This is a genomic window from Acetobacter sp. DsW_54 (assembly GCF_002153575.1).
GTDB classification, from domain to species: domain Bacteria; phylum Pseudomonadota; class Alphaproteobacteria; order Acetobacterales; family Acetobacteraceae; genus Acetobacter; species Acetobacter fabarum.
Window position 1 is genome coordinate 23,484 of record NZ_JOPD01000031.1, and the last position, 23,405, is coordinate 46,888.

Annotated in this window: 17 protein-coding genes and 1 tRNA gene; 4 read left to right on the forward strand and 14 right to left on the reverse strand. The window is 63.8% G+C overall.

Annotated elements, in window-relative coordinates; genetic code table 11:
- The first annotated feature begins 146 nt into the window (after positions 1-146).
- Positions 147-2,831: a DNA translocase FtsK gene (locus HK20_RS10715; protein ID WP_255375222.1), complete on the forward strand. Its 2,685-nt coding sequence runs from the start codon at positions 147-149 to the stop codon at positions 2,829-2,831.
- Between the two features lie 8 nt (positions 2,832-2,839).
- On the forward strand, positions 2,840-3,505 hold the full coding sequence (locus HK20_RS10720; RefSeq protein ID WP_086647054.1) for an RluA family pseudouridine synthase: 666 nt from the start codon (positions 2,840-2,842) through the stop codon (positions 3,503-3,505).
- Positions 3,506-3,532: 27 nt separating this feature from the next.
- On the opposite strand, the gene HK20_RS10725 is transcribed toward HK20_RS10720, so the two are convergent.
- From HK20_RS10725 to HK20_RS10750, 6 genes are read right to left on the reverse strand one after another with little or no spacing between them, the layout of a single operon-like run.
- Complete coding sequence (locus tag HK20_RS10725; RefSeq protein ID WP_233129186.1) at positions 3,533-4,720, reverse strand: glycosyltransferase family 4 protein; 1,188 nt, start codon at positions 4,718-4,720, stop codon at positions 3,533-3,535.
- A 7-nt stretch (positions 4,721-4,727) separates the two neighbouring features.
- Entirely contained in the window at positions 4,728-5,387 is a 660-nt protein-coding gene (locus HK20_RS10730) for a glutathione S-transferase (protein ID WP_086647055.1), read from the reverse strand.
- A gap of 21 nt (positions 5,388-5,408) precedes the next feature.
- Complete coding sequence (gene mnmA / locus HK20_RS10735) at positions 5,409-6,491, reverse strand: tRNA 2-thiouridine(34) synthase MnmA (RefSeq protein ID WP_086647056.1); 1,083 nt, start codon at positions 6,489-6,491, stop codon at positions 5,409-5,411.
- Positions 6,492-6,518: 27 nt separating this feature from the next.
- Positions 6,519-6,833, reverse strand: coding sequence for a ferredoxin family 2Fe-2S iron-sulfur cluster binding protein (locus HK20_RS10740; RefSeq protein ID WP_086647057.1), 315 nt, complete (start codon positions 6,831-6,833; stop codon positions 6,519-6,521).
- 56 nt (positions 6,834-6,889) lie between these two features.
- Positions 6,890-8,074 (reverse strand): cysteine desulfurase family protein, encoded by a 1,185-nt coding sequence (locus tag HK20_RS10745; protein ID WP_086647058.1) that lies wholly within the window; start codon positions 8,072-8,074, stop codon positions 6,890-6,892.
- 10 nt (positions 8,075-8,084) lie between these two features.
- Positions 8,085-9,233 (reverse strand): cysteine desulfurase family protein, encoded by a 1,149-nt coding sequence (locus HK20_RS10750; protein ID WP_086647059.1) that lies wholly within the window; start codon positions 9,231-9,233, stop codon positions 8,085-8,087.
- Between the two features lie 477 nt (positions 9,234-9,710).
- On the opposite strand from HK20_RS10750, the gene HK20_RS10755 reads away from it, so the two are divergent.
- Positions 9,711-10,376: an alpha/beta hydrolase gene (locus HK20_RS10755; RefSeq protein ID WP_086647060.1), complete on the forward strand. Its 666-nt coding sequence runs from the start codon at positions 9,711-9,713 to the stop codon at positions 10,374-10,376.
- Positions 10,377-10,487: 111 nt separating this feature from the next.
- Here the strand turns inward: HK20_RS10755 and HK20_RS10760 are convergent, their stop codons facing one another.
- Positions 10,488-11,261 carry an RNA methyltransferase gene (locus HK20_RS10760; RefSeq protein ID WP_086647061.1) on the reverse strand — a complete coding sequence of 258 codons (774 nt, stop codon included), beginning with the start codon at positions 11,259-11,261 and terminating at the stop codon, positions 10,488-10,490.
- Positions 11,258-12,634 carry a cysteine--tRNA ligase gene (gene cysS, locus HK20_RS10765; RefSeq protein ID WP_086647062.1) on the reverse strand — a complete coding sequence of 459 codons (1,377 nt, stop codon included), beginning with the start codon at positions 12,632-12,634 and terminating at the stop codon, positions 11,258-11,260. Before cysS ends, HK20_RS10760 begins: the two co-directional genes overlap by 4 nt.
- Before the next feature lie 141 nt (positions 12,635-12,775).
- Here cysS and HK20_RS10770 point away from each other — a divergent pair.
- A tRNA-Thr gene (locus tag HK20_RS10770) sits at positions 12,776-12,850 on the forward strand.
- A gap of 169 nt (positions 12,851-13,019) precedes the next feature.
- On the opposite strand, the gene HK20_RS10775 is transcribed toward HK20_RS10770, so the two are convergent.
- The 6 genes from HK20_RS10775 to tsaE form a co-directional block, all read right to left on the reverse strand.
- Positions 13,020-14,342 (reverse strand): folylpolyglutamate synthase/dihydrofolate synthase family protein, encoded by a 1,323-nt coding sequence (locus HK20_RS10775; protein WP_233129187.1) that lies wholly within the window; start codon positions 14,340-14,342, stop codon positions 13,020-13,022.
- Between the two features lie 41 nt (positions 14,343-14,383).
- A complete protein-coding gene (accD, locus tag HK20_RS10780) occupies positions 14,384-15,289 on the reverse strand; it encodes an acetyl-CoA carboxylase, carboxyltransferase subunit beta (protein WP_086647063.1) in 906 nt (301 codons plus the stop codon).
- Between the two features lie 166 nt (positions 15,290-15,455).
- Entirely contained in the window at positions 15,456-15,782 is a 327-nt protein-coding gene (gene trxA / locus HK20_RS10785) for a thioredoxin TrxA (protein WP_059022710.1), read from the reverse strand.
- Between the two features lie 130 nt (positions 15,783-15,912).
- The gene (gene addA, locus HK20_RS10790) at positions 15,913-19,494 is read right to left on the reverse strand and encodes a double-strand break repair helicase AddA (protein ID WP_086647064.1); all 3,582 of its coding nucleotides are present in this window, start codon (positions 19,492-19,494) and stop codon (positions 15,913-15,915) included.
- Positions 19,491-22,568 carry a double-strand break repair protein AddB gene (gene addB, locus HK20_RS10795; RefSeq protein WP_086647065.1) on the reverse strand — a complete coding sequence of 1,026 codons (3,078 nt, stop codon included), beginning with the start codon at positions 22,566-22,568 and terminating at the stop codon, positions 19,491-19,493. The genes addA and addB overlap by 4 nt, the downstream gene beginning before the upstream one ends.
- On the reverse strand, positions 22,565-23,023 hold the full coding sequence (gene tsaE / locus HK20_RS10800; RefSeq protein WP_086647066.1) for a tRNA (adenosine(37)-N6)-threonylcarbamoyltransferase complex ATPase subunit type 1 TsaE: 459 nt from the start codon (positions 23,021-23,023) through the stop codon (positions 22,565-22,567). The genes addB and tsaE overlap by 4 nt, the downstream gene beginning before the upstream one ends.
- Positions 23,024-23,405 lie beyond the last annotated feature (382 nt).

Below are 23,405 nucleotides of genomic sequence, written 5' to 3' on the forward strand. Positions count from 1 at the left end.
GGCCGCAATCTTGTGCAAAGGATGCGGTTCGCAATACGCGGCAGGGCTGCTAAGAAGAAAGCAGTCACCCTTTACAACCACCCGCGCACACGATTCCTGCCCAATGCAGGGAGCAGGCGCGGCCTCTGGAGTCAGGACCGGCACCCTTGGCGCGCACAAGCCCTTTAAATACCACCAGTTCCCCCGCCCCCCACAAAAGTACCCTGCGCCTGCGCATGGAGGAAGGGGGCGGCATTGCGCTCTGCATTCTGGCCTGTGCCCTGCTGGCAGCCCTGCTGACCTACAACCCGACCGACCCCTCCTTTAACACCGCCACCAACCAGCCCCCTACCAATCTGCTGGGCATAACCGGCGCGTTTGTAGCCGATACGCTGTTGCAGGGAATCGGGCTGGGGGCCACGGTACCGGTGCTTATTCTGCTGGCATGGGGGTGGCGCTTTATGGGCCACCGCCTGCTTGGGCATGAAACATGGATGGTCTTTGGCATGCGGGTGGCTGCCATTTTATGCCTGCTCCCCGTAGCCGGGGCCCTGCTTGCCGCCATTCCGTTGCTGTTTACCGCCCTGCCCAATATGGAATGGCCCACACAGGCCGGTATTGGCGGGGGTGTCGGGCATTCCATTGCCCAGACCTCCATTGCCGCGGGCATGGCCGCCATAGGGCCTGCGGGGGGCATGGTTATCTGGCTGCTGGGCGGGCTGCTTGCCGGGCTTCTGCTTGCCCTTGGCACCGGCCTGCGGCGTGATGAATGGTATGCCATCTGGCGGGCATTTGTGTTTGTTGTGTGCCTGCCGGGCAGGCTGGCCAGGCGGTTTGTCCGCTACTATGCCAGCCACAAGCCACACCCCACCGCCCCGGCAGCCAGCGCACAGCCCAGCGCCTACACCGCACAGGCTACCCAGCCTGCGGCAGACGCATTTTATGGCAGCACCCTACCCTCCGGCCCGCTGTTTGATGATGAAGAGGACGAGCACGACCTCGCCCCCTATCACGCTCCGCAGCCCGCCACCCACCATGCCACAGGCACGGCACTGGTGCTGCACGGCACGCAGGACAACAGCCAGCACAGCCCGCATGCCCTTACCCCCGCACCACTGGATGCACCGCCGGGCACCCCTGCACGGGCAACGGCCATAACCCCGCTGCCAGCCACAAAGGCCGAACCCGCCTTTACCCTGCCCACCGCCACAACACCGCACCCCGCACCGGAAAAACCCGCCAAAAGCGGGTTGCTGGGCCGCCTGTTCTCCGGTGCCAGCCAGCCCGAAAGCACGCACGCCACCCCCGAACGCAGCACCCCCACCCGCAAAGGCGGGTGGGAACTCCCCCCCATGAGCCTGCTGCGCGCAGCCCCCAGCAACGCCCATACCGGCCCCTCGCCCGAGCTGCTCAACGCCACCGCCCGCATGCTGGAGCAGGTTCTGGCCGATTACGGCGTGCAGGGCCGCATTGTGGGCATGAGCGCTGGCCCCGTGGTAACACTGTATGAACTGGAACCCGCACCGGGTATCCGCTCGGCCCGCATTATCGGGCTGGCGGACGATGTGGCGCGCTCGCTATCCGTGCTGAGCGTACGCATTGCCACCGTGCCGGGCCGCAACGTGATGGGGATTGAAGTTCCCAACCAGACGCGTGAGACGGTTTACCTGTCCGAACTGCTCAACCAGCCCACATGGCGGGAAGATACAGGCCAGCTCCCTCTGGCACTGGGCAAGGATATTGCGGGCGAACCCATGTTCTCCGACCTTGCACGCATGCCCCACCTGCTGGTGGCGGGCACCACCGGCTCGGGCAAATCGGTTGGCGTGAACGCCATGATCCTCTCCCTGCTCTACCGGCATTCGCCCGATGAATGCAGGCTGATCATGATTGACCCCAAGGTGCTCGAACTCTCCATTTACGACGGCATCCCCCACCTGCTCACCCCGGTTGTGACCGAGCCCCCCAAGGCGGTTAACGCGCTCAAATGGGTTGTGCGGGAAATGGACCGCCGCTACCGCACCATGGCCCACCTGCAGGTGCGCAACATTGCAGGCTACAACGCCCGTGCGGCCGAAGCCCGGGCAGACGGGGAGGTAGTCGTCCGCCGCGTACAGACCGGCTTTGACCCCGAAACCGGCAACCCGGTGTTTGAGGAACAGTCCGTCGCCCTGGACCCCATGCCCTATATTGTGGTCATTATTGACGAAATGGCCGACCTGATGATGACCGCAGGCAAGGAGATTGACGCCTGCGTGCAACGTCTGGCCCAGAAGGCGCGTGCGGCGGGGATTCATGTCATCATGGCAACGCAGCGCCCTTCGGTGGATGTGATTACCGGCACCATCAAGGCCAACTTCCCCACCCGTATTTCGTTTCAGGTGATCAGCAAGTTCGACAGCCGCACCATTCTGGGCGAGCAGGGGGCCGAGCAGCTTCTGGGGCAGGGGGACATGCTGTTCATGCAGGGTGGTGGGCGCATTACCCGCGTGCACGGCCCGTTTGTGGCCGACAGCGAAGTGGAGCAGGTTGTCAACTTCCTCAAGGAACAGGGCGAGCCCATTTACGACGAGGACGTACTGGCCGAACCCATGGAGGAAGGCGCCTCCTCCAGCGCTGGCAGCCGTGCCAGCGGGAACGAAAACGCCGAAGCCGACATGTACAGCGAGGCGGTAAGCATTGTCACGCGTGAGGGCAAGGCATCCACCTCCTTCATCCAGCGCCACCTGTCCATTGGCTACAACCGCGCGGCCAAGCTGATTGAGCAGATGGAAAAGGAAGGAATTATCAGCCGGGCAGACAATGTCGGCCGCCGCAAGGTGCTGATCGGCTCCAACCGCGAAGAAGACTAAAACCCCGTATGCCTGCCCCCCTGCCCCCCCTGCTCTACCAGAGCAGCCATGTGGTTATTCTTGACAAACCCGCGGGCCTGCCCGTGCACACCGGCCCCGGTGGGGGTGCCTGTGTGGAGGACTGGTTCCCCCAGCTTTCCCGCCGCAAGGATGGCCCATGGCTTGCCCACCGGCTGGATGCGGATACATCGGGCTGCCTTGCCATAGCCCTGCGCAAACAGCCCCTGCTGGCCATGCAGGAAGCCTTTGCCAACAAAACCGCACGCAAAACCTACTGGGCCGTGGTGGATGGTGGACCACAGGCACCCACCGGGCGGATTGACCTGCCACTGCTCAAAACCAGCACCAGAGCGGGCTGGTCCGTGCAGGTGGCGGACAAGGGGGCTCCTGCGGCCACCACATGGCGAGTTCTGGGCCGGGACGGGCAGACAAGCTGGCTGGAACTGGAGCTGGAAACCGGGCGCACCCATCAGGCCCGTGTCCATTGTGCCGCCATGGGCTGGCCCATTGTGGGGGACGCGCTTTACGGCAAGCCCCACGCGGCCGGGCTGCACCTGCTGGCCAGAAGCCTGTACCTACCCATTGATAACGGTGTTACCGTAACCGCACCCCCACGCGCGGGCATGCGCCCCGCCCTGCACGCCTGCGGCTGGCGCGCAACCGAACAGGGCTGAAAAACCCACTCCACGGCACACCGCCCCTTAAAGCTGCCCGAGTGCTCCTGTATCGGGCCAGACCTGCACAAGCCTTGCATGCAGGTTATGGCGTCTGGTGCGGAGCACTGCACTATCAAACATCTGTGCCCGCGCACGCCCGGCCTGCCCCATACGGCTGCGCAGTTCGGTATCGGACATCAGGCGGTCAAGCGCCTCCACCATGGAGGGCAGGTCATCGGGGTTGGCGTAAAGTGCTGCCTGCCCGGCCACATCGGGCAGCCCCCCTTTGCGTGATGTCACCAACGCGGCCCCACAGCCCATGGCCTCCAATGCGGCCATGCCAAAAGGTTCGGCCCACCGGCTGGGCACGGCCACAATGGCCGCGTGGCTCATGGCCTGCAAAACCTGCGCATGGGGCTGGTAGCCTAGCATCTGCACCCCTGCGGCCTGAGCCTGCGCCTGTATTCTGCTCAGGAATTCGGTTTGGGGGGACATACAGCCAAACCTGTCTGCCCCTATAATTTGCGCCCGCCATGTGGGGTAGCGGGGCAGCAGGGTGGCGCAGGCCTGCACAAAGGCATCCACCCCCTTGTCTGCCACAACGCGGCCAGCAAACAGCACAAGATTGTCCCTTACAGGAGCGGGGGCGGGCAATGCTGCAAGGTCCAGCCCATTGGGCAGCACGCTAACCTGCGCCTGCACGCCCTGCTCCAGAAAACGGTTCCGCAACCACTCGGACACCACCACAACAGCCACCCTGCGGGCCAGCAACATGCGCTTACGGGCCGTTTTGATCAGGCGCATACTGCACGGGTCATTATGCAGCACCAGCACCAGCGGCAGGTGGGGAAAGCGCCGGCTTATGGCCCACGCCAGATCCGGGCGGTTATGCACCTCCACCAGATCGGGGCGCAGCCTGCGGACCAACCGCACCACGCCAGCACGGTAACGCCCCGCATGGCTGAACGGGAACAGAACAGGCGGCACGGGCGCAAAAGGCACATCATCATACGGGCTGGTTGCGGGGGGGCTGCCCGCCACCACTTCGCCCGCCCCGGCCATGCGGTGCACCAGCAGGGCTATGGCCCCGGCCTCATCAGGGGCAAAACATTCACGCGGGGGTAGAACAGTCAGCACCCGCAAGGGGGGAGTGGACACTGCGGGGGAACCACCCACTCCGTTGCCCTGCTGCGGGTTGCGCACGCTCATGCCTGCTGCCCTGCTGCCCGCCATGGTGTGTTCAGGCCAGGGTTTCGTACATATCCAGTTGCCATTCCACCGGCTCACGCGCAGCAGCAGCGTACCATTCCACCATCAGCGGGTGCTGGCGCACGGCCTGCATGTAAGCCTGCGCCGTGCTGGAAAGCCCCGGCACGTCGTAGGACAGAAAACGGCAGACAACAGGGGCAAACATGGCATCCGCATTCCCCATGCCCGACCCGCACAGGAACGGCCCGCCCCGGCCGGCCCCTTCGGTCCAGATGGCGTTAATGCGCGCTATATCCTTGTGCACATCTTCGGCCAGAGGCGCGGCCAGCGGGCGATTACGGCCCAGATTCATGGGCAGGGCAGAACGCACGGCCCTGAAGCCGGAGTGCATTTCCGCCGCCACCGAGCGCGCCCATGCCCGCACTGCCCGGTCCTCCGGCCATAAAAAGGCATGGTGCTCGGCACAGTATTCAGCAATGGAGAGCGAGTCCCACACCACGGCCCCCCTGTGTTCCAGATACGGTACGCACCCGTTGGGCGAGAGGGTTTTAAGGGCTGCGGTCTGCCCTGCACCGGCCAGCGGCACAACCTCCACCCCCACATCCAGCCCGGCCAGACGCACACACAGCCAGCCGCGCAGGGACCATGACGAATAACGCTGCGTACCAATAACCAGACGACCTTCCGCCATGTGCGTGCTCTCCTGTTCTGTTTAAGCCGTAGCCTGCTGGTCCGTCCGGCGGATAAACCCGCCGCCCAGAATACGGCTCCCCTGATAAAACACACAGGCCTGACCGGGAGCGGGCATGGCGGGTTCGTCCAGCAGCACGGTTGCGCCATCGGGGGTTGGGACCACACGGGCCGTGCGCGGCTCTTCACGCGCGCGCATCTGCACCTTGCAGACAAGGCCTTCAGCCGGGGGGTCCAGCAGCCAATTGACATCCCGCACGGACAGGGAGCTGACAAACGCATGCGCACGCGGGCCAATAATAACACGCTTGCGGCCCGGCTCCACGCCCACCACCATCTGGCGTTCGCCCTGCAGGCGGGCGGCATTCCCCAGCCGTTTGCTCTGGCCCACGGTAAAGCGCATCACGCCCTCATGCGCGCCCACAACATGGCCGGACTGGTCCACAATCTCGCCCGGACCGGCCATTTCGGGGTGCATGCGCTCCACCAGATCCACGTAGGAGCCATCGCTGACAAAGCACAGGTCCTGGCTGTCTGGCTTGCCTGCCACAACCAGCCCGTACCGCTCGGCCTCGCGCCGTACGGCGGCCTTGTCTGGCATGTCACCCAGAGGGAAGCGCAAAAAATCAAGCTGGTCGCGTGTTGTGGCAAACAGGAACCAGCTCTGGTCACGCGCCTCGTCCACCGGGCGGTGCAGTTCCGCACCCTGCGGGCCTTCCACACGGCGAACGTAATGGCCGGTGGCCATGGCATCGGCCCCGATTTCCTTCGCCAGTCCCAGCAGGTCGGTAAACTTGACGCCCTGATTGCACGCAACACAGGGGACCGGGGTTTCCCCCGCCGCATAAGCATCGGCAAAGCGCTCGATCACGCTATCCTGAAACCGGCGTTCCGCATCAATCACATAATGCGGGAATCCCAGACGGTCGGCCACAGCGCGGGCGTCGCGGATGTCCTGCCCCGCACAGCACGCGCCCTTTTTGGCCGCCCCTCTGGAATCGTAGAGCTGAAGGGTCGCGCCCACAACCTCGTGCCCTTCTTCCAAAAGGCGGGCAGCCACCACGGAACTATCCACCCCTCCGGACATGGCAACAAGAATACGCATGGGCGGGCTTTCCTTCCCTTTTTGCTATCAGGCCTTGCTGGGCAGGCGCACGACCAGACCATCAAGGGCTTCGGTCATGACAATCTGGCAGCCAAGGCGCGAGGTTTTTTCCAGCCCGAACGCAAGGTCGAGCATGTCTTCTTCATCATCGGTCGGGGCATCCAGCCGGTCTGCCCATGCGGGGTCCACCACAACGTGGCAGGTCGCGCAGGCCAGCGACCCCTCGCACGCGCCCTCAAGGTCCACATCGTGCTTATGGGCAATTTCCAGCACGGACAGGCCAACCGGGGCATCGACCGTGCGTTCTGTTCCGTCCTGCTCAACAAACGTCATCTGGGGCATTGGTTTTCATCCTGCCAAAAAATATCATGGCGGCGGCGGCCTGTATGGTCCGGGCCTTAGGCTGCGGGCATGGGCCGCCGGGGTGTGGCCCGCACCTGCAGGGCAGCCTGTGCCAGACTGTCCGCCGCGCGTTCTGCTTCGGCGGTGGAGGTAAAACGTCCGGGGGACAGACGCAAGCTTCTTCCTGCTTCATCAAAGCTCAGCCCCATGGCCTCCAGCACGTAGGAGGGAGCCAGTTCGGCCGAAGAGCAGGCCGAACCAAGGGAAACCTCAAGCCCGGGCATAACCGCCAGAACCTCTGCCGCGCGCAGGTCAGGCGGCAGGCGCAGGCTGAAAATACCCGGCAGGCGCGCAGCCTCCTGCGCATTGACCACACATCCGGGCAACTGCGGCCCCAGACGGGCCAGAAACACCGCCTGCACGTCGGCCAGATGCGCACCATCACGCGCCATATCCATGCTGGCAATCTGGCAGGCTTCCCCAAACCCTGCCAGCAAAAAGCCCGGCAGGGTGCCAGAACGCAGCCCCCGTTCCTGCCCACCACCAGAGAACAGGGGGGTCAGGCGCACACGCGGGCGGCGGCGTACAAACAGTGCCCCCGCCCCCTTTGGCCCATACAGCTTATGGCTGGAAATGGAGGCCAGAGCCACGGGCAGGGCATGCAGGTCCAGCGCAATTTTACCTGCCGCCTGCGCCAGATCGGTATGCAGCAGCGCCCCCGCCTGCGCGACCAGCGCACCCAGCGTGGCAAGGTCCTGCAGAACCCCGGTTTCGTTATTAGCTGCGGCAATGGATACAACAGCCGTGGGGGCCTCTGCCAAAGCGCGGGCCAGCACCTCCGGCTCCACCTGCCCAAGGGAGTTAACCGGCAGAACAACCGGCTCAAACCCTTCACGCGCCAGATCCGCCACACTTTGCAGTACGCATTTATGCTCGGTCGCGACAGTTATAACCCGGCGGCGCGGGCTGCCCTGTGCCGCCAGATGCCGTGCCGCTCCCTTGATGGCAAGGTTATTGGACTCGGTCGCTCCCGAGGTAAAAACAATCTCGCGCGCCTCTACCCCCAACAGGGTAGCAACCTGCGCGCGGGCATGTTCCACCATATGGGCCGCCCGGGTGCCGCTGGCATGAGTGGTGCTATGCGGGTTGCCGTTTTCCTCCGCCAGAGCGCGCAGCAGAACCGCCTGCACGCGCGGGTCGCATGGCGTGGTTGCCGCGTGGTCAAAATACAATGCCGCCATACCCGGCCCCCTATTGCGCCAGAGCCAGACCAGCCCCGGCCGCCATGCGTGCGTAACTTTGCACAAACCGCTCCACATCCGCCTCCCGCACGTTCCATGGCAGGGACACGCGTATGGCCTGCCCCGCCTGTTCCCCCAGCCCCATGGCCTCCAGCACATGGGAGAACGCTACCTTGCCCGACGAACAGGCCGAACCCGCGGAAACACAAAGCCCGTCCAGGTCCAGCCGCATAAGCTGCCCCTGCGCGCGCCGACCGGGGAGCACAAGGGATGCTGTATTGCCCAGCCGTGGAGCCCCTGCGCCACACACCAAAGCTCCTGCGGCCTGTGCAGCCTGCTCCAGCCGGTTGCGCAGGGGGGCCAGATCACGCGGGTTGTCCAGAGCATCACACAACGCTGCGGCAAGACCTGCTATGGCGGGCAGGGGCTGGGTGCCCCCCCTGCGGCCCTGCTCCTGCCCGCCGCCTTCAAACACCGGGGCCAGTGGCCTTGGGGCTGGGCCGCGCAACAGCAGGGCACCAGCCCCTTTTGGCCCACCCATTTTGTGACCGGAGCAGGCCAGACTATCCGCCCCCAGCTCTTCCACATTCACAGCCATGCGGCCTGCGGCCTGCACGGCATCCACATGCAGATGTGCACCATGCTGGCGGCACAGGCGGGCAACCTCGGCCACGGGGTGGAGCACACCCGTTTCGTTATTAGCCAGCATGAGGCAGACAAAGGCGGGAGCACCCGGCGCACTCAGGGCTGCCTCCAGCAGGTCCAGACGAACCTGCCCGTGGCTGTCCACCTCCAGCCATGCCCGGTCTGCCCCATCGGGCACACCCTTGCGCACGGCATCATGCTCGGTGCGACCAACCAGAAAACGCCGCCCCTGCCCAAGCCCGTGCATGGCCAGCACGTTGGCCTCCGTGCCGCCAGAGGTGAACACGCAGTTGAGCGGAGCCACACCAAGCCGGTGCGCTACCGTGTTGCGCGCCTCCTCCAGCACGGCGCGTGCGCGCCGCCCCGCATGGTGCACGGAAGATGGATTCCCCGTAAGGTCCGCCGCCTCCAGCATGGCCGCACGCGCCTGGGGCCGCAGGGGTTCGGTCGCGTTGGCATCCAGATAGACGGGTTGAGGAAAATCCTTTGCCCTATCGTCTGTTTTATCATTCATGCTTTTTTTCTACCCGTAACCATACCAGAACTGCGCTTTTTGCAGGCCGTGCAGTACGGCCATTGTCACGATTTATGTGGAAATTCTGGCCCCCAAGCCGCTATAGAGTGCCGTATGGTCAGCACCACAGGGCACAATGGAGACGGCAGGCTGGAAACGGGTTTTCCCGCATGCGCAGCATTCACGGACAACAGCCCGCACGATTATGCCTGCGTTTTGCGCAAGGTCAACGCCGGAGTGTGCCGCACACCCTTTTCTGGTCGTGGGACGGACACCATGTGTCTGTAATGCGCTCCTTTTTCCGTTTTCCCCCAGAAACGGAAAAGGGAGACAGGCTGACTGAGAGTTAAAGTTTGCGGGCCTTTGGTCTGCCCGCATGCTCCGACCCGGAACGTGGCATCGTTCCCCGCCGGGGCAATTATCAAACCCGGAAGCGTCATGCCCGCGGACGCCCTTCCCAGATCAAGCGGAACCTACATGCCTGAGGTTATGTTTGCCGGCCCGGATGGACGTCTTGAAGGACGTTATCACCACTCAAACGAGCCCAACGCCCCGCTTGCCCTCGTGCTGCACCCCCACCCGCTGCACGGCGGCACCATGAACAACCGGATTACATACGCCCTGTACCGCACGTTCGAGAACATGGGCTTTTCCGTCATGCGCTACAATTCCCGTGGGGTTGGCCGCTCGCAAGGGCGGTTTGACGGGGGCATTGGCGAAATTTCCGATGCCGCAGCAGCCCTTGACTGGATGCAGATGATCAACCCCAACGCCAGCGGTCTGTGGATTGCCGGGTATTCGTTCGGGGCGTTCGTGGGCATGCAGCTGCTGATGCGCCGGCCAGAAATTACCGGCTGGATCAGCATTGCGCCGCCAGCCGCCCATTATGACTTCGGCTTTCTGGCCCCCTGCCCGTGCGGCGGGCTGATGATTGCCGGTGGCAAGGATGACATGGCCCCCGAGCCCGCCATCCACAAACTGGTTGATAAGCTGAACACCCAGAAAGGTGTTGCAGTGGACTACCGTGTTTACCCCGAAGCGGATCATATTTTTGCCAAACAGGCAGACAAGATTACCGCTGCGGTGGAAGACCACGTAACCCGCGCCATGAGCCAGCAGCACATGGCACTGGCCGCAGACTAACACCTGCGCGGTAACCGGGTGTGGGCTGTGTAACAGCAGGCCGCACCCACACCCCCCTACCCGCTGCATAACCTGCGACGGATAGGGGCCAACCGCCCCCTTGCGGGGTGGTCAGTCCTCCGTCCGGCGGGGGTGTGCCAGTTCGCGCACAACACCATGCAGGGTGCGCAGTTCCTGCTCTGTAACTTCCCCACGCGTAAAAAAGTGCCGCAGGTTGCGGACCATGCCGGGGCGTTTTTGCGCGTTCCGCAAAAAACCACATCCATCCAGCTCACGCACAAGATGGCTCATGAAGTTCTCAAGCTCACCTTTGGTGGCTACGTGGGTCTCGTTGGTCATGAGCGTGCGGGGGGGTGTTGCGTCTGCCGCCATCCACCATTCATACGCCATGATCATGACCGCCTGCGCCAGATTGAGCGACATGAAGGTCGGGTTAAGCGGGTAACGGATCAGCGCGTCCGCGCGTGCCATGTCCTCGTTATCCAGTCCGGCGCGTTCGGGGCCGAACATCAGCCCGACCTTGAGCCCGCGCTGGGTTGCCGCACGCAGTTCCGCCGCACCGCCACGCGCGGTCATGACCGTTTTTACAATATGGCGTGGCCGGGGGCAGGTGGCGTACACATGGTGCAGGTCGGCTATGGCGTCATCCACACTGTCATGCACCGTGGCGGCTTCCAGAATCCTGTCTGCACCCGAGGCCGTGCGCCATGCCCGATCCTGCGGCCAGCCATCACGCGGGCTGACAAGGCGCAGGTGGAACAGGCCACCATTGGCCATGGCACGGGCCGTGGTGCCAATGTTCTCAGCCATTTGTGGCCTGACCAGAATAACAACAGGTGTGTTGCCCAAAGGCTCCAGCGGTGCCCCGCCGTCCCGCCCGGTCATGCGCGCCTCCAGTTTGTGCCGTCTTTTGTATCTTCAAGCACAATACCCTGTGCCTGCAACTGGTCGCGCAGGGCATCGGCCCTTGCAAAATCCCGCGCTTTTTTGGCGGCCAGCCGCTCCGTTATCAGGTTTTCAATCGCGGCATCTTCCTCGGCAGAAGACTCTCCACGGAACCACTGCGCCGGGTCCCCCTGCAACAGACCCATTAACGCCCCACCGGCTTTGAGCGCGCCTGCGGCCTCGCGGTCCCCGCCCATGGCCTGGTTCGCCAGCACATGCAGTTCGGCAATGGCTTTGGGGGTATTCAGGTCTTCCTCCAGTGCGGCCAGTACGGTTTGCGGCACAGGGGCTGCGGGCACATCCGGCACGCTGGAGAGGGCGCGGTAGAACCGGTCCAGCGTCTTGCGGGCCTCATTCAGCCCGGCCTGCGTGTAATTCAGGGTGGAGCGGTAATGCGTGCCCAGCAGCAGCAGACGCAATGCCTCCGCCGGAGCCTGCGCCAGCACATCGCGGATGGTCAGGAAATTGCCCAGTGACTTGGACATTTTCTCACCGTCCACCAGAAGCATGGCGTTATGCACCCAGTAATTAGCAAACTGGCTATGCGGGAAGCAGCACAGGCTTTGCGCGCGTTCGTTCTCATGATGCGGGAAAAGCAGGTCCGACCCACCGCCATGAATATCAAAACTATCGCCCAGATAACGGTGCGACATGGCCGAGCATTCAATATGCCACCCCGGACGCCCCCTGCCCCACGGGCTATCCCACCCCGGCTGGTCTGCATCTGATGGTTTCCACAGCACAAAGTCACCCGGTGCTTTTTTGTAAGGTGCCACTTCCACACGTGCGCCCGCTTCCAGCTCGTCCGGGTTACGGCCGGAAAGTGCGCCATAAGAGGGAAACGACCCGACCGAAAACAGCACATGCCCCTGTGCTGCGTATGCGTGCCCGTTTTCAATCAGCCGGGCGATCATGGCCTGCATCTCGCCAATATTATGGGTCGCGCGGGGTTCTATGTCGGGGGGCAGCACGCCAAGGGATGCCAGATCCTGATGGAACTCCGCCGTGGTGCGCTGGGTAAGCGCGCCAATATCTTCCCCATTGGCGCGGGCGCGGGCGGTAATCTTGTCATCCACATCGGTAATATTGCGCACGAATGTAACACGGGGGTAGAGCGTGCGCAGCAGCCTGACCAGCACATCCGCCGTAAGCATGGCGCGCAGGTTGCCAATATGGGCCAGATCATACACCGTGGGGCCACAGTAATAGACCTTGATATGCGCGGGATCGAGCGGCTGGAACGGCACGGTCGCGCGGCGCTGGCTATCGTGCAGAAACAGGGCGGGAGCGGGGCTTGGGGAAACGTGCGGCATGTCCGCCTAGATGCGCCACCCACGAAAACGATGCAATATGTGTATGGGCCAAAAAAACCGCGATTATTCCAAAAAACAGGACTTGACGCTCTTACCCTTTTATCGCTTATAGTCCGGCCTTAGCGCAGAATATGTGCATGTGCCCTTATAGCTCAGTGGTAGAGCAACCGCCTTGTAAGCGGTAGGTCTTCAGTTCAAATCTGAATGGGGGCACCATTCTTTCCTGCAAAAAAACTGTTCGCACCTGACCACTCAGGCATTTGCCACTACTGGCAGCGCGGCAAATGGCAGTGTGGGCAATATACCCCGCTTTTATACTGCACAGGCCACGGACCTGTTGTGCCGTTTACCTGCCCGGCAACCACTGCCACCAGAGCGGCAGGTCTTATGTCATGACCCAGCCATCCTGCCGGAGCGCCACACCCGCCAGATACAGGCTGCCACAGATCAGTACGCGTGCGGGTTGGGGACTGGTTGCCGCATTGGCAGCCAGTGCGCTCAGCGCGCGGGCAAGCGTGGGGCCGGTATGGGCCTTGCCGCCTGATGCGTCCACAATAGCCTGCGCAGGCAGGGCCAGATGCTGCTCGGGCTCACAAATGGCCCACAGGTCATCCGCATAAGGCAAAATCGGACCAAGAAAACCCGAGGCATCCTTGGTCTGCTTCATCCCCACCAGTATGTGCAGGGGCTGGTCCTTCCAGCGGCCCAGTTCCTGCGCCAGAGCGGCACCGGCTCCGGGGTTGTGCCCTCCGTCAAGCCATAATTCCCATCCGGCGGGCAGCATGGCCGCCAGTTTGCCGTGCAGGCGCTGCATACGGGCAGGCCATTGCACCTGCCCCACACCCTGCCATGCGGCCTGTGGCACATCCAGCCCGGACAGGCGCAGAGCCTCCACCGCCAGACCGGCGTTTTCCATCTGCCACGGGCCGGTCAGGGCGGGCATAGGCAGCGCGAGCGTGCCTTTGGCATCGTTCAGGCACAGCCCGGCGGGTTTGTCCGCATTGCCCTGGGGGGGCTGGGGCGCAATCGTCCATTCCACGCCACGGCGGGCCAGAACAGCCCCCACAGCCTGCGCCTGTTCCTGTAGAACCTGCATGACCTCGTCAGGCTGGCAGCCCGTAACCGCTGGCACACCGGGTTTGAAAATGCCTGCTTTTTCCCCCGCGATTGCTGCCAGAGAATCCCCCAGAAAAGCCTCATGATCGCGCGAGATGGAGGTCACAATACAGGCTGCGGGGTGTTCCAGCACATTGGTAGCATCGTACCGCCCACCAAGGCCGACCTCAATAATGGCCAGTTCCGCCGGGTGGCGGGCAAACAGCATAAAGCCTGCGGCGGTCAGCACCTCGAACACGGTAATGGGGGCACCATTGTTGATGCGTTCGATTTCCTCCAGCGTGGCCACAAGTTCAGCTTCGCTGACCAGCTTGCCTGCCACACGGAACCGCTCGGTTACATCCACCAGATGCGGGGATGTCATGACATGCACACGCCACCCTGTTGCCTCGGCTATGGCGCGCAGGGTCGCACAGGTGCTGCCTTTGCCATTGGTACCGGCCACATGAATAACCGGCGGCAGCTTGCGCTCCGGGTGCCCCAGACGGGCCAGCAGAGCCTCCAGCCGCCCGAGGGAGAGGTCGATCAGCGCGGGGTAAAGATGGTTCAGCCGTTGCAGAACCTCCCCCGTGCGACCGGTAAATTCGGGCACCGGGGCTCTCTCCCCAGCCTGCACCTGACCCACGGAGGGGCTTACTCGGCTGCCGCAGCAGGTGCTGCAACGGGCTTGGGCGGGGGAGCCTTAACATCGGCCGGAGCATGGGTAAGCAGGCCGATCAGGCGCGACAGGGTAGCGGGCATATCCTTACGGGCCACAACCATGTCGAGCATACCATGCTCAACCAGATATTCGGAACGCTGGAAGCCCTCGGGCAGTTTTTCGCGCACCGTGTCCTGAATAACGCGGGGGCCGGCAAAACCGATCAGGGCATTGGGCTCACCGATCTGCACATCCCCCAGCATGGCGAAGGAGGCCGTAACCCCACCCGTTGTCGGGTTGGTCAGCACCACAATATACGGCAGGCCCGCATCACGCAGCATCTGCACCGCAACGGTTGTGCGGGGCATCTGCATCAGGCTCAGCACCCCTTCCTGCATGCGCGCACCACCGGAAGCGGTAAACACCACCAGCGGGGATTTTTGCAGGATGGCCAGACGGGCAGCAGCCACAAACCGCTCACCAAAGGCGGCCCCCATGGTGCCAGCCATGAACTCGAACGCCATCACGCCCACAACGGCGTTATGCCCGCCAATGGTGCCATGCGCGACAACAAGGGACTCGTCCAGATGGCTCTTGGCGCGTGCATCTTTCAGGCGGTCGGTATATTTTTTCTGGTCCCGGAAGCCGAGCGGGTCCACGGGGGCCAATGGCAGTTCAATACGGGTGAACTCACCGTTATCAAAGGTCCATGCCAGCCGGTCATTCACCAGCACGCGCATGTGGTGCCCGCAATGGGGGCAGACATTCTGCGCCTTGCGCAGCTCCTTGGTCAGGACCATCTGGGAGCACGAATCACAGGTGGTCCACAGGTTATCCGGCACATCACGGCGCAGAAGACCGCGGATTTTAGGACGGACGTATTCGGTGATCCAGCTCATTTTGAACCCTGTGACTGCACGAGACTAACGATGCGGACCCAGCCCGCCTGCGTGGTTGCATTACGCGGGCGGCGCCAATCTGCCAAGTGATTATGAAAAAACGTGGCCATATCCACGCAGGCGGGCACGCGTTTGAACGTGCCCCACCTGCGCGTATGGGTGTGGCTTACAGCGCGCCTTCAACCCATGCCTTGAGCTGGCTTTTGGGCAGTGCGCCAACCTTTGTGTCCACAACCTTGCCATCACGCACCAGCATAAGGGTGGGGATGGACCGCACACCGTAGGTGTTGGGGGTTACGGGGTTGTCGTCAATATTGACCTTGGCAACCGTCACCTTGCCCTGCATGTCCTTGCCGATTTCTTCCAGTGCCGGGCCGATCATTTTGCACGGGCCGCACCATTCGGCCCAGAAATCGACCAGAACAAGGCCAGACGCCTTGAGCACGTCAGCATCAAAGCTGGAATCGCTGACAGCAAGCGTATGTTCACTCATGACATGTTTTCCTTAACTACCGGGTGCCTGCGCACCCCATGCTGTCCTAGTTAACAGGTCTGCGGGCACTGCACAGGGTGCGCACCAGCAGACCGGGCTTAGCTAACACTTAAGGTGGCCTGCGCCGTGGTCAAGATGCCACGCCCGCGCAAGGTTGCGGAGCATGCCTGTCCAGCAGGTGCTCCGGCAGCCGGTCGGCACGGGGCAGTTCGGTCCAGACCAGCACGCACACAACCTCCCGCCCCGGCCACAACCCTTGCAGCAGGGCGCGGTACGCCGCCATCTGGCGCAGGTACAGCACCGGCGTCTGCTCCACCGTGGAGGGCGCGTGGCGACCACTTTTGTAATCGCACACAATAACCCGGTCAGGCATGACACACATGCGGTCCACCTGCCCCACAATAACCTGCCCGCCAGCAATACCCGCCAGCCGCTGCTCCGCCCGGGCATGGGGGGCAAACAGGTCCACCAGTGCGGGCATACGCAGCACTGCCACAATCTGCGCGGCAAGCCGGGCGGCCTCCGGCGTGGACAACCCCGATGCCGGGCGGGCCAGCCAGTCCGTGGCAAGCTGCTCCTGCGCACTGGCAGGGTGGTCGGGCAGGAACTGCAAAAGCGCATGCACCAGATTCCCCCTGCGCAAGGCCGCCTCCCGCGCCTTGAGCGGGGTAATGGCCGCCACATCCAGCGGGGAACGCGCGGGGGGGAGCGGGCCAAGCATGGTATCATCCGGCCGGCTTGGGGCCAGTGGCCGGGCCAGTGGTCCTTCCGCTTCCGGCAGGCCGGGCCGCCAGTGTGGGGCCTGCCCCATCCAGCCGGGGAGCGGCGGGAGCACAGGGGCATCCTGCGCGGCAGACGCAACAGGGGCTGCGGGGGCGGACAGGCTGGCGGGGACTGCGTGCTCCTCCAGCACCAAAATCTTGCCCGACCAGTCCCCCACGCTCCAGTCGCGCGGCTGGGCACCTGCGCGCTCAAAACCAAGGCGGCAGCACTCGTACCAGCTTTCTGGCGGTACGGTGCGGCCGGGTTTCCAGCCACACACGATCAGCCTGTCCGCCGCGCGGGTCAGGGCCACGTAGAGCAGGCGGTTGTATTCCTCTATCGTCTTTTCACGCAGGGTTTCGTACAGGCTGCGGGTCAACCCGACTGACAGGGCGTTGCGCGGCACGTAAATGGGCACCTGCACCCCTGTTTTTTTGTCCGTGCTCCAGAACAGCCTGTCCTCAAACCGGGGCAGACCCACCGTATCGGGCAGAATAACCAGCCGGGCCTGCAACCCCTTGGAGCCATGTGCGGTCATGACCCGCACGGCATTGCCACCGGCCTCGGCCTCGCGCTTGACACTCTCCTGCGAATGTCTGAGCCAATGCACAAACCCCTGAAGGGAAGGTGGGTGCTGCTCCTGATAACGCAGCGCGGCGGAGAGCAGCTCGTCTATTGGTTCCGCAGCCTCTGGCCCCAGCCGCGCCAGCAGGCGTGCCCGCCCGCCCTGCTGGCCCAGAGCCGCGCACAGCAGTTCATACGGGGTAAGGTAATCCACCCGGCCAAACAGGGCGTTGAGCATCTGCCAGGCCTGTGTCCAGTCCGCCTGCTCCGCATGGCGCTCACGCAGGATGGTCCACAGGGGGGCACCGGGGGAGCGCCCTACGGCAAGGGCCATCAGGCTGTCATCGGACAGGCCACCCAGCGGGGAGGTCAGCACACAGGCCAGTGTCAGATCATCCTGCGGGAGCAGGAGCGCAGCACACAGGGCCATAAGGTCCTGCACCGCAAGCTGGTCGGCAAGGCCCGTGCGCACCAGTGTGGCCACGGGAATGTTGTGCCCCTTAAGGGCGCGCACCAGCAGCGGCACAAAGGAGGAGCGGCGCGGCACCAGCACCAGCACGTCCGCCGGTGTCAGCGGTTTTTGCCCCGGCTGGGGGAGGGCTGCCAGTTCACGCGCAATGGTGCTGGCCAGCGCATCCGCCAGTTTTTGCCGTGGGCTCTGCCGGGTGGCATTCACTGCGGCTGGTTCCCACGGGCTTATGCTGTCCTGCGCATCCTGTGCTTCCGCCAGAGGCCAGAGTTCCACCCGCCCCCCCTGACCGGGGCGGGCCGTAATGTGGCGCAGGGGGCGGCCCTGCTCCTCCGCTACGCCACGCGCGGCCTGTGGGTCGGCAAAAACCGCATCAACCAGTTGCAGGACCGGCGCTGTGGAGCGGAAGGAAACTGTAAGTTCCGGCTCCCGCCAGGGCAGGTCCGCCGCCTGCGCACGCTGTTTGAATGTAGCCCGCCAAGCCCGGAACTCGTCCGGGTCCGCGCCTTGAAAACGGTAGATGGACTGTTTGTAGTCCCCCACGGCAAAAACCGTTCTGGGGCCTTCCTCCGCCGCGTGTGCGCCTTCGCCTGCAAAAAACTCTTCGGTCAGGTCCCCTGCAATGCGCCACTGCTGGGGGGAGGTATCCTGCACCTCGTCCAGCAGCAGATGGTCTATACCGCCATCGAGCTTGTACAGCACCCATGCGGCCCCCGGCTCACGCAGAAGCAGGAGTGTGCGGTGGATCAGGTCATCATACTCCATCTGGCCCTGCATGGCTTTGCGCTGGTCAAACATGCTGGCCACGGGAGCCGCCATTTTGAGCAGCGCCACACCAAGGCGGGCCAATTGGCGGGCATTCATGCCCTCCTCCACCGCCAGTATGCGCTCGGCCTCCTTTTGCAGCGCATCGGCCAGATCGGTATATTTTTCTGCCAGTTTGGCCGAGAGCAGGCCACGGCTGCGCAGTTTGCCATCCTTGGTCAGCAACCCGTTGCGCCATACCGCCCATTGCGCGGCACGCTCCGTGGGGGGCAGGGCCAGCCAGTCCAGCAGGGCGAGTGCGTTGGTCCTGACTGTAGCCGATCCCTCCTCCGCCATGGCCCGCAGGCCCGCGCGCAGGGTAGGCTCGGCCGCAAACCCGGTGCAGACGGCCAGCAGAAAAGCCTCATCGGGCTGCCTGAGTGCTGTTTCCGGCAAAGCCAGCACCCGGCACATGAGACCTTCCGCCTGTTCGGGGTGAGCGCTTACGCGGGCACGCACGGCCTGTGCGTGCTCGTTGCGCCGCAAGATGCCCGCAAGAGCAATAAAATCTCCAAGCCCGATCTGCCCGGCCAGCGGAGCCACCGTGCTGGCGGGCTGCCCGCCCAGAACACTCTCCACACAGCCCTGCAACGCCAGAGCCGCGTCTGTTTCCTCCATGACCGTAAAATGCGGGTTCATGGCGGCTTCCAGCGGAAAGCGCCGCAGGAGCGACTGGCAGAAGGCATGAATGGTGCCAATACGCATGCCACCGGGCAGGTCCAGCACCTCCGCAAACAGGGCGCGTGCCTTGCGCCGGGTCTGCTGGGTGCAGGGCACGGCCAGAGCGGCCAGTTCCGCATTCAGCCGGTCATCCGGCAGGGTCACCCACCGGCCAAGGCGGGTTTGCAGGCGAATGGCCATTTCCGCTGCGGCAGCCTTGGTAAAGGTCAGGCACAGAATGCGCGCAGGGTCGCTGCCGGGTACAACGTCACCCCCCACTTCCACCCGTGGCAGCATCAGCCGGAGCAGGCGGTCTATCAGCAGTTTGGTTTTACCACTCCCTGCAGAAGCGGACACAAAAACCGATGCCGTGGGGTCGGACGCCATGGCCTGCTGCTGGTTGGCCTGCGCAATGGCGGCATCCAGCGCGCCCTGAGCCGTATGGTAGGTCATGCTTCGGTCTCCATACGGCCGGTATTCCATTCCGGCACACGGGCCAGACGGGCATAATCGGCAAAGCGTGGTTCCTGCCCCGGATGGGGGTGGGAGAGGTAGGGTTGTGTAGGCTGGTCGTACGCGGCAATGCGCGCCAGCAGGCGCTGCCATGTCTGTTCGGCCAGATCAGTCAGATTGTCGTGCTCCTTGGAGGATACGGCCACCTCCTCCCCCGGTTCGGCCCCGCCAGTCAGACGCCAGTAGATCAGCCCGGCAATGTCGGCCACATTGGGAGCATCGGCAAAGCCACCGCGCAGCAGCATGGCGGCCTCCAGCGGTAGTTGCGGGCTCCAGCCGGACAGAACATCGCGCATGGCTGGCAGCATGCCGGTTTTGTAGTCCTGCACAATCACACGCCCCTGCGCACCCAGTTCCACCCGGTCTGCCCGCCCGACAAGGCGGAACGGCCCCCCCGGAGCATCGGGGACCAGCACGCTGCCTGCAATTTCGGTCAGAATAGCCTGCGGCACACCGTGGGTGGCACGGCGCTGCTGCTCCGCATGTGCAACCCATGCGGCAATGCGCTCCAGCCGGGGTGCCCACCATGCCTGCAAAGCCGGGCGCAGGGCCTGTTCGGCCAGGCAGGTTTTGAACACCTCCGCCAGCTTGCGCTGGGCATCTACCGGCCAGTCCACGCCGTGGGTTTTAACCCAGCGTTCCAGCGCGTCATGCACGATCATGCCGTAATCGGAGGCATCGGCCCCTTCCTCCAGCTCGGGCAAAGGCTCAAGCCGCAGGATGTGCCGGGCGTAAATGGCGTAAGGGTCGCGCATCCATGTTTCTATTTCCGTCACGCTCAGGCGGCGGGGGCGCAGGGAAACATCCGGCGTGGGCCGGGGTGGGGCCACTGGCAATGCCGGCCCCTGCGGCTGGTCCAGCCGTGCAAGCCAGGACAGAACCGGGTGCTCGGGCACACTGCCCCCCCAGCCAGCCAGAAAAGCATCCAGCCGGGTTAACCAGCGCGCAGGCACCACAGGTGCACCATCACGCCTGCGGGCGGAGGACAGAACAACCTGTTCCGCCGCGGCTGCCATGGCAAAAAAGTCGTGTGCCGCCTGCCCCACGGCCTGCTCGGGCGGGGGCAGGCCAACCCGCTTGCGCATGGGGCGGCTCATCCACGGCCCGGCATCGGGGGCGGGGGGCCACACCCCTTCGGACAGACCACCCAGTATAACGGTTTCCGCCGTTTGCAGGCGCGCTTCAAACAGGCCCCAGATCAGCACCCGCGGATGCAGGGCCTGCGGGTTGTTGCCCCGGCGGGTGGCAACACGCTCCTGCGCCAGAACCGCCGTAAGCAACCCATCCAGCACGGCGGGCGGCTGGGGGGGCAGCAGGGCGGTTGCCAGCATAAGCTCGCTCAGCCGGGAGGCCAGCAGGCTGCCGTCCTCCCCTTTCCACAACCGGGCGGCGGCGGGTTCTTCCTCCGTGCTGGCAAGGCGTTCCACCGTGGCAATCAGGGCTTCGAGCAGGTCGGGCACGCTGGCCTGATGCCGCGCCCCCTCCCCCCCGGCCAGCACCGCACCTTCGGCCTGCTCCCAGCCCAGAACAGGGGCCAGACAATGGGCCAGACGCTCCATAAAGGCCGGCAGGGGTTCGGGGCCAAAGGGGCGGTCCGCGCTCTCGCCCTGCGTCATGCGCTGGCGGTCTTTTTCGCGCTTTGGTTCCAGCCTATCCCTTACGGCGGCGCAAAGCCCCGCAAACCCCGGAGCGGGAGAAGGACCACGCAGCACCACACGATCGAGCAGGCGGGCCGAGGCACGGCAGACGCCCGGAGCCAGACCACACGCCACCAGCGGGTGCTTGAGCACGGATAAAAGAGCAACAGGCGCAAACTGGCTATCCACCATCTGCGCCACCAGCCGCAGCAGCACGGCGGGGGGCGTATCCGCCAGTGTGGCGCCTGCGCTGTCATCGGCCAGAATGCCCCATCGCTCCAGCTCTGTGGCCACCCGGGCCGCCAGCCCACGGTCGGGCGTGACAAGGGCCACGCGGTGGCCGGGCTGCTCGATGGCGTTACGCATGACCATGCTGATGGCCACGGCCTCTTCCTGCTGGTCTGCGGCCTCAAACCGGCTGACATGGGCCAGTGCGACCGGGCCGGGCTTTGCCCAGTCATCCAATGCTGCGGCAGGCAGCATCACGCGGGAGAGCACGGCCGCGCGTTCAGGCTCACCCCCTTGCGCGTTCCAGACCTGCACATCCTCCCGCCGGGCCTGCAATGCCGCGAGCAGGTGGCTCATGCCCGCCTGCGGGTGGCTATCTGGCAGGGCGGCAAACACCTCCTCGGGCATGAGCGTATCCAGCCCCGGCAATACGACCCTGCCCCCCGGACAGGACAGAATAGCCTGAAGCGCATTGGCCGTGGGGGCCATGGCATGCGTAAACCCGGCCGCCCAGAGCGGAGCGGTGTAACCCTGCTCCCCCATGTTCCGCCACAACCGCGCCTGTGCGCCCAGAAGGGCCACCTGCCGGGCCACGGGGTTGATCAGCCCCTGCTCCTGCAACCACACAGGCCATTGTGCGGTAACAATGTTCAGAAAACCCAGAATGGTCTGCCAGTGCTGGGCGTAATCCTCCTGCACGGCATCGGGCAGGCGCTCGAGCAGGTTGACGCCAGCCCATTCCGCCTCGTCCATCAGTTCAGCCAGAGCGCGGGCCAGCGGCCATGCCTGATCCAGCGTGGGGCGGGTACCAAAGGCGTTATCCGCCTTTAAAACAAACAGTGTCAGCACGGCCAGGCGGGTCATGGCTGGTACGGCGGGGGGGAGCGCCAGCGCCTCTGCCCCACCACAGGCGGACAGGCCCAGTTCGGTCTCGTCCAGAGCGCCTATGGGCATGATGCGGGGCAGGAGCATGCTGCGCCCATCCATACGCCGCAGAAAGGCCTCGGTTAACGCGCGCGCGGCCCGGCGGCCGGGGAGCACAATGGTCCCCTCGCCCATGGCCTCCGGGTCATGCCCGGCGGCCTCTATCCAGCGCGCCGCCAGATGGTCCAAAAAAGGCAGATGTGCTGGAATGGTTGCGAGCTTCATACCCCGGGCTCCAGCAGTGTGGCCGGTTGCGGGGGAAGGCGGTCCGCCCAGCCAGCCAGAGTGACACGGCGGTTTCCATCCGCTCCGACCATAAGGGTGATGTGCAGCGCATCGGGGGGGGTCATGTCCTCCAGCCGTTCGGGCCATTCCACCAGCATGACGCCCTCGCACGCATCATCCCACCCCAGTTCGTCCAGCTCCTCCACACTGCCCAGACGCCACAGGTCAAAATGGTAGGCCGTGGCTGTGGGGGAGTCGTAGGCCTGCACCAGCGTATAGGTGGGGCTTGGCACCTCCATATCCGGTGCGGCGCAGAAGTTACGCAAAAACGCGCGTGCGAACACGCTTTTGCCCGCCCCCAGCGGACCAGAGAGCAAAATGGCATCCCCCGCACGGGCAAGGCCTGCCAGAGTTCTGGCCAGTTGTGCCGTATCGGCTTCGGTTTTCAGCAACATGACCGATTCCTGCTCCTGCTCCGTGGTGGGCGCGTGCCCTATGCATCGGGTCCAAGACTGACCTTTTCCATATCAAGCCGGAAGCGGGAAGAGTGAAGCACTGAATTTGTAAACTTTTTATAAACACAGATTTTGTTAGGAAATAATAAATACACTCAACATGACTATTTATTGTTCGCAAAAAAATTACTTTATAATACTTTATTATTTATCCCATAGGGAACTTTTTGCCCGTATAGTCTGTTCCAAAGAACGCTATGTTTTTTTTCCGATATGTCGGGTCAAGCTATACGCCAGTCACATATCTGTTATTATCGAAATAATAAAAATAATATGAATTTGTGTTTATTTTTTCAGAAAAACACGTAAAAGTATCATCAGA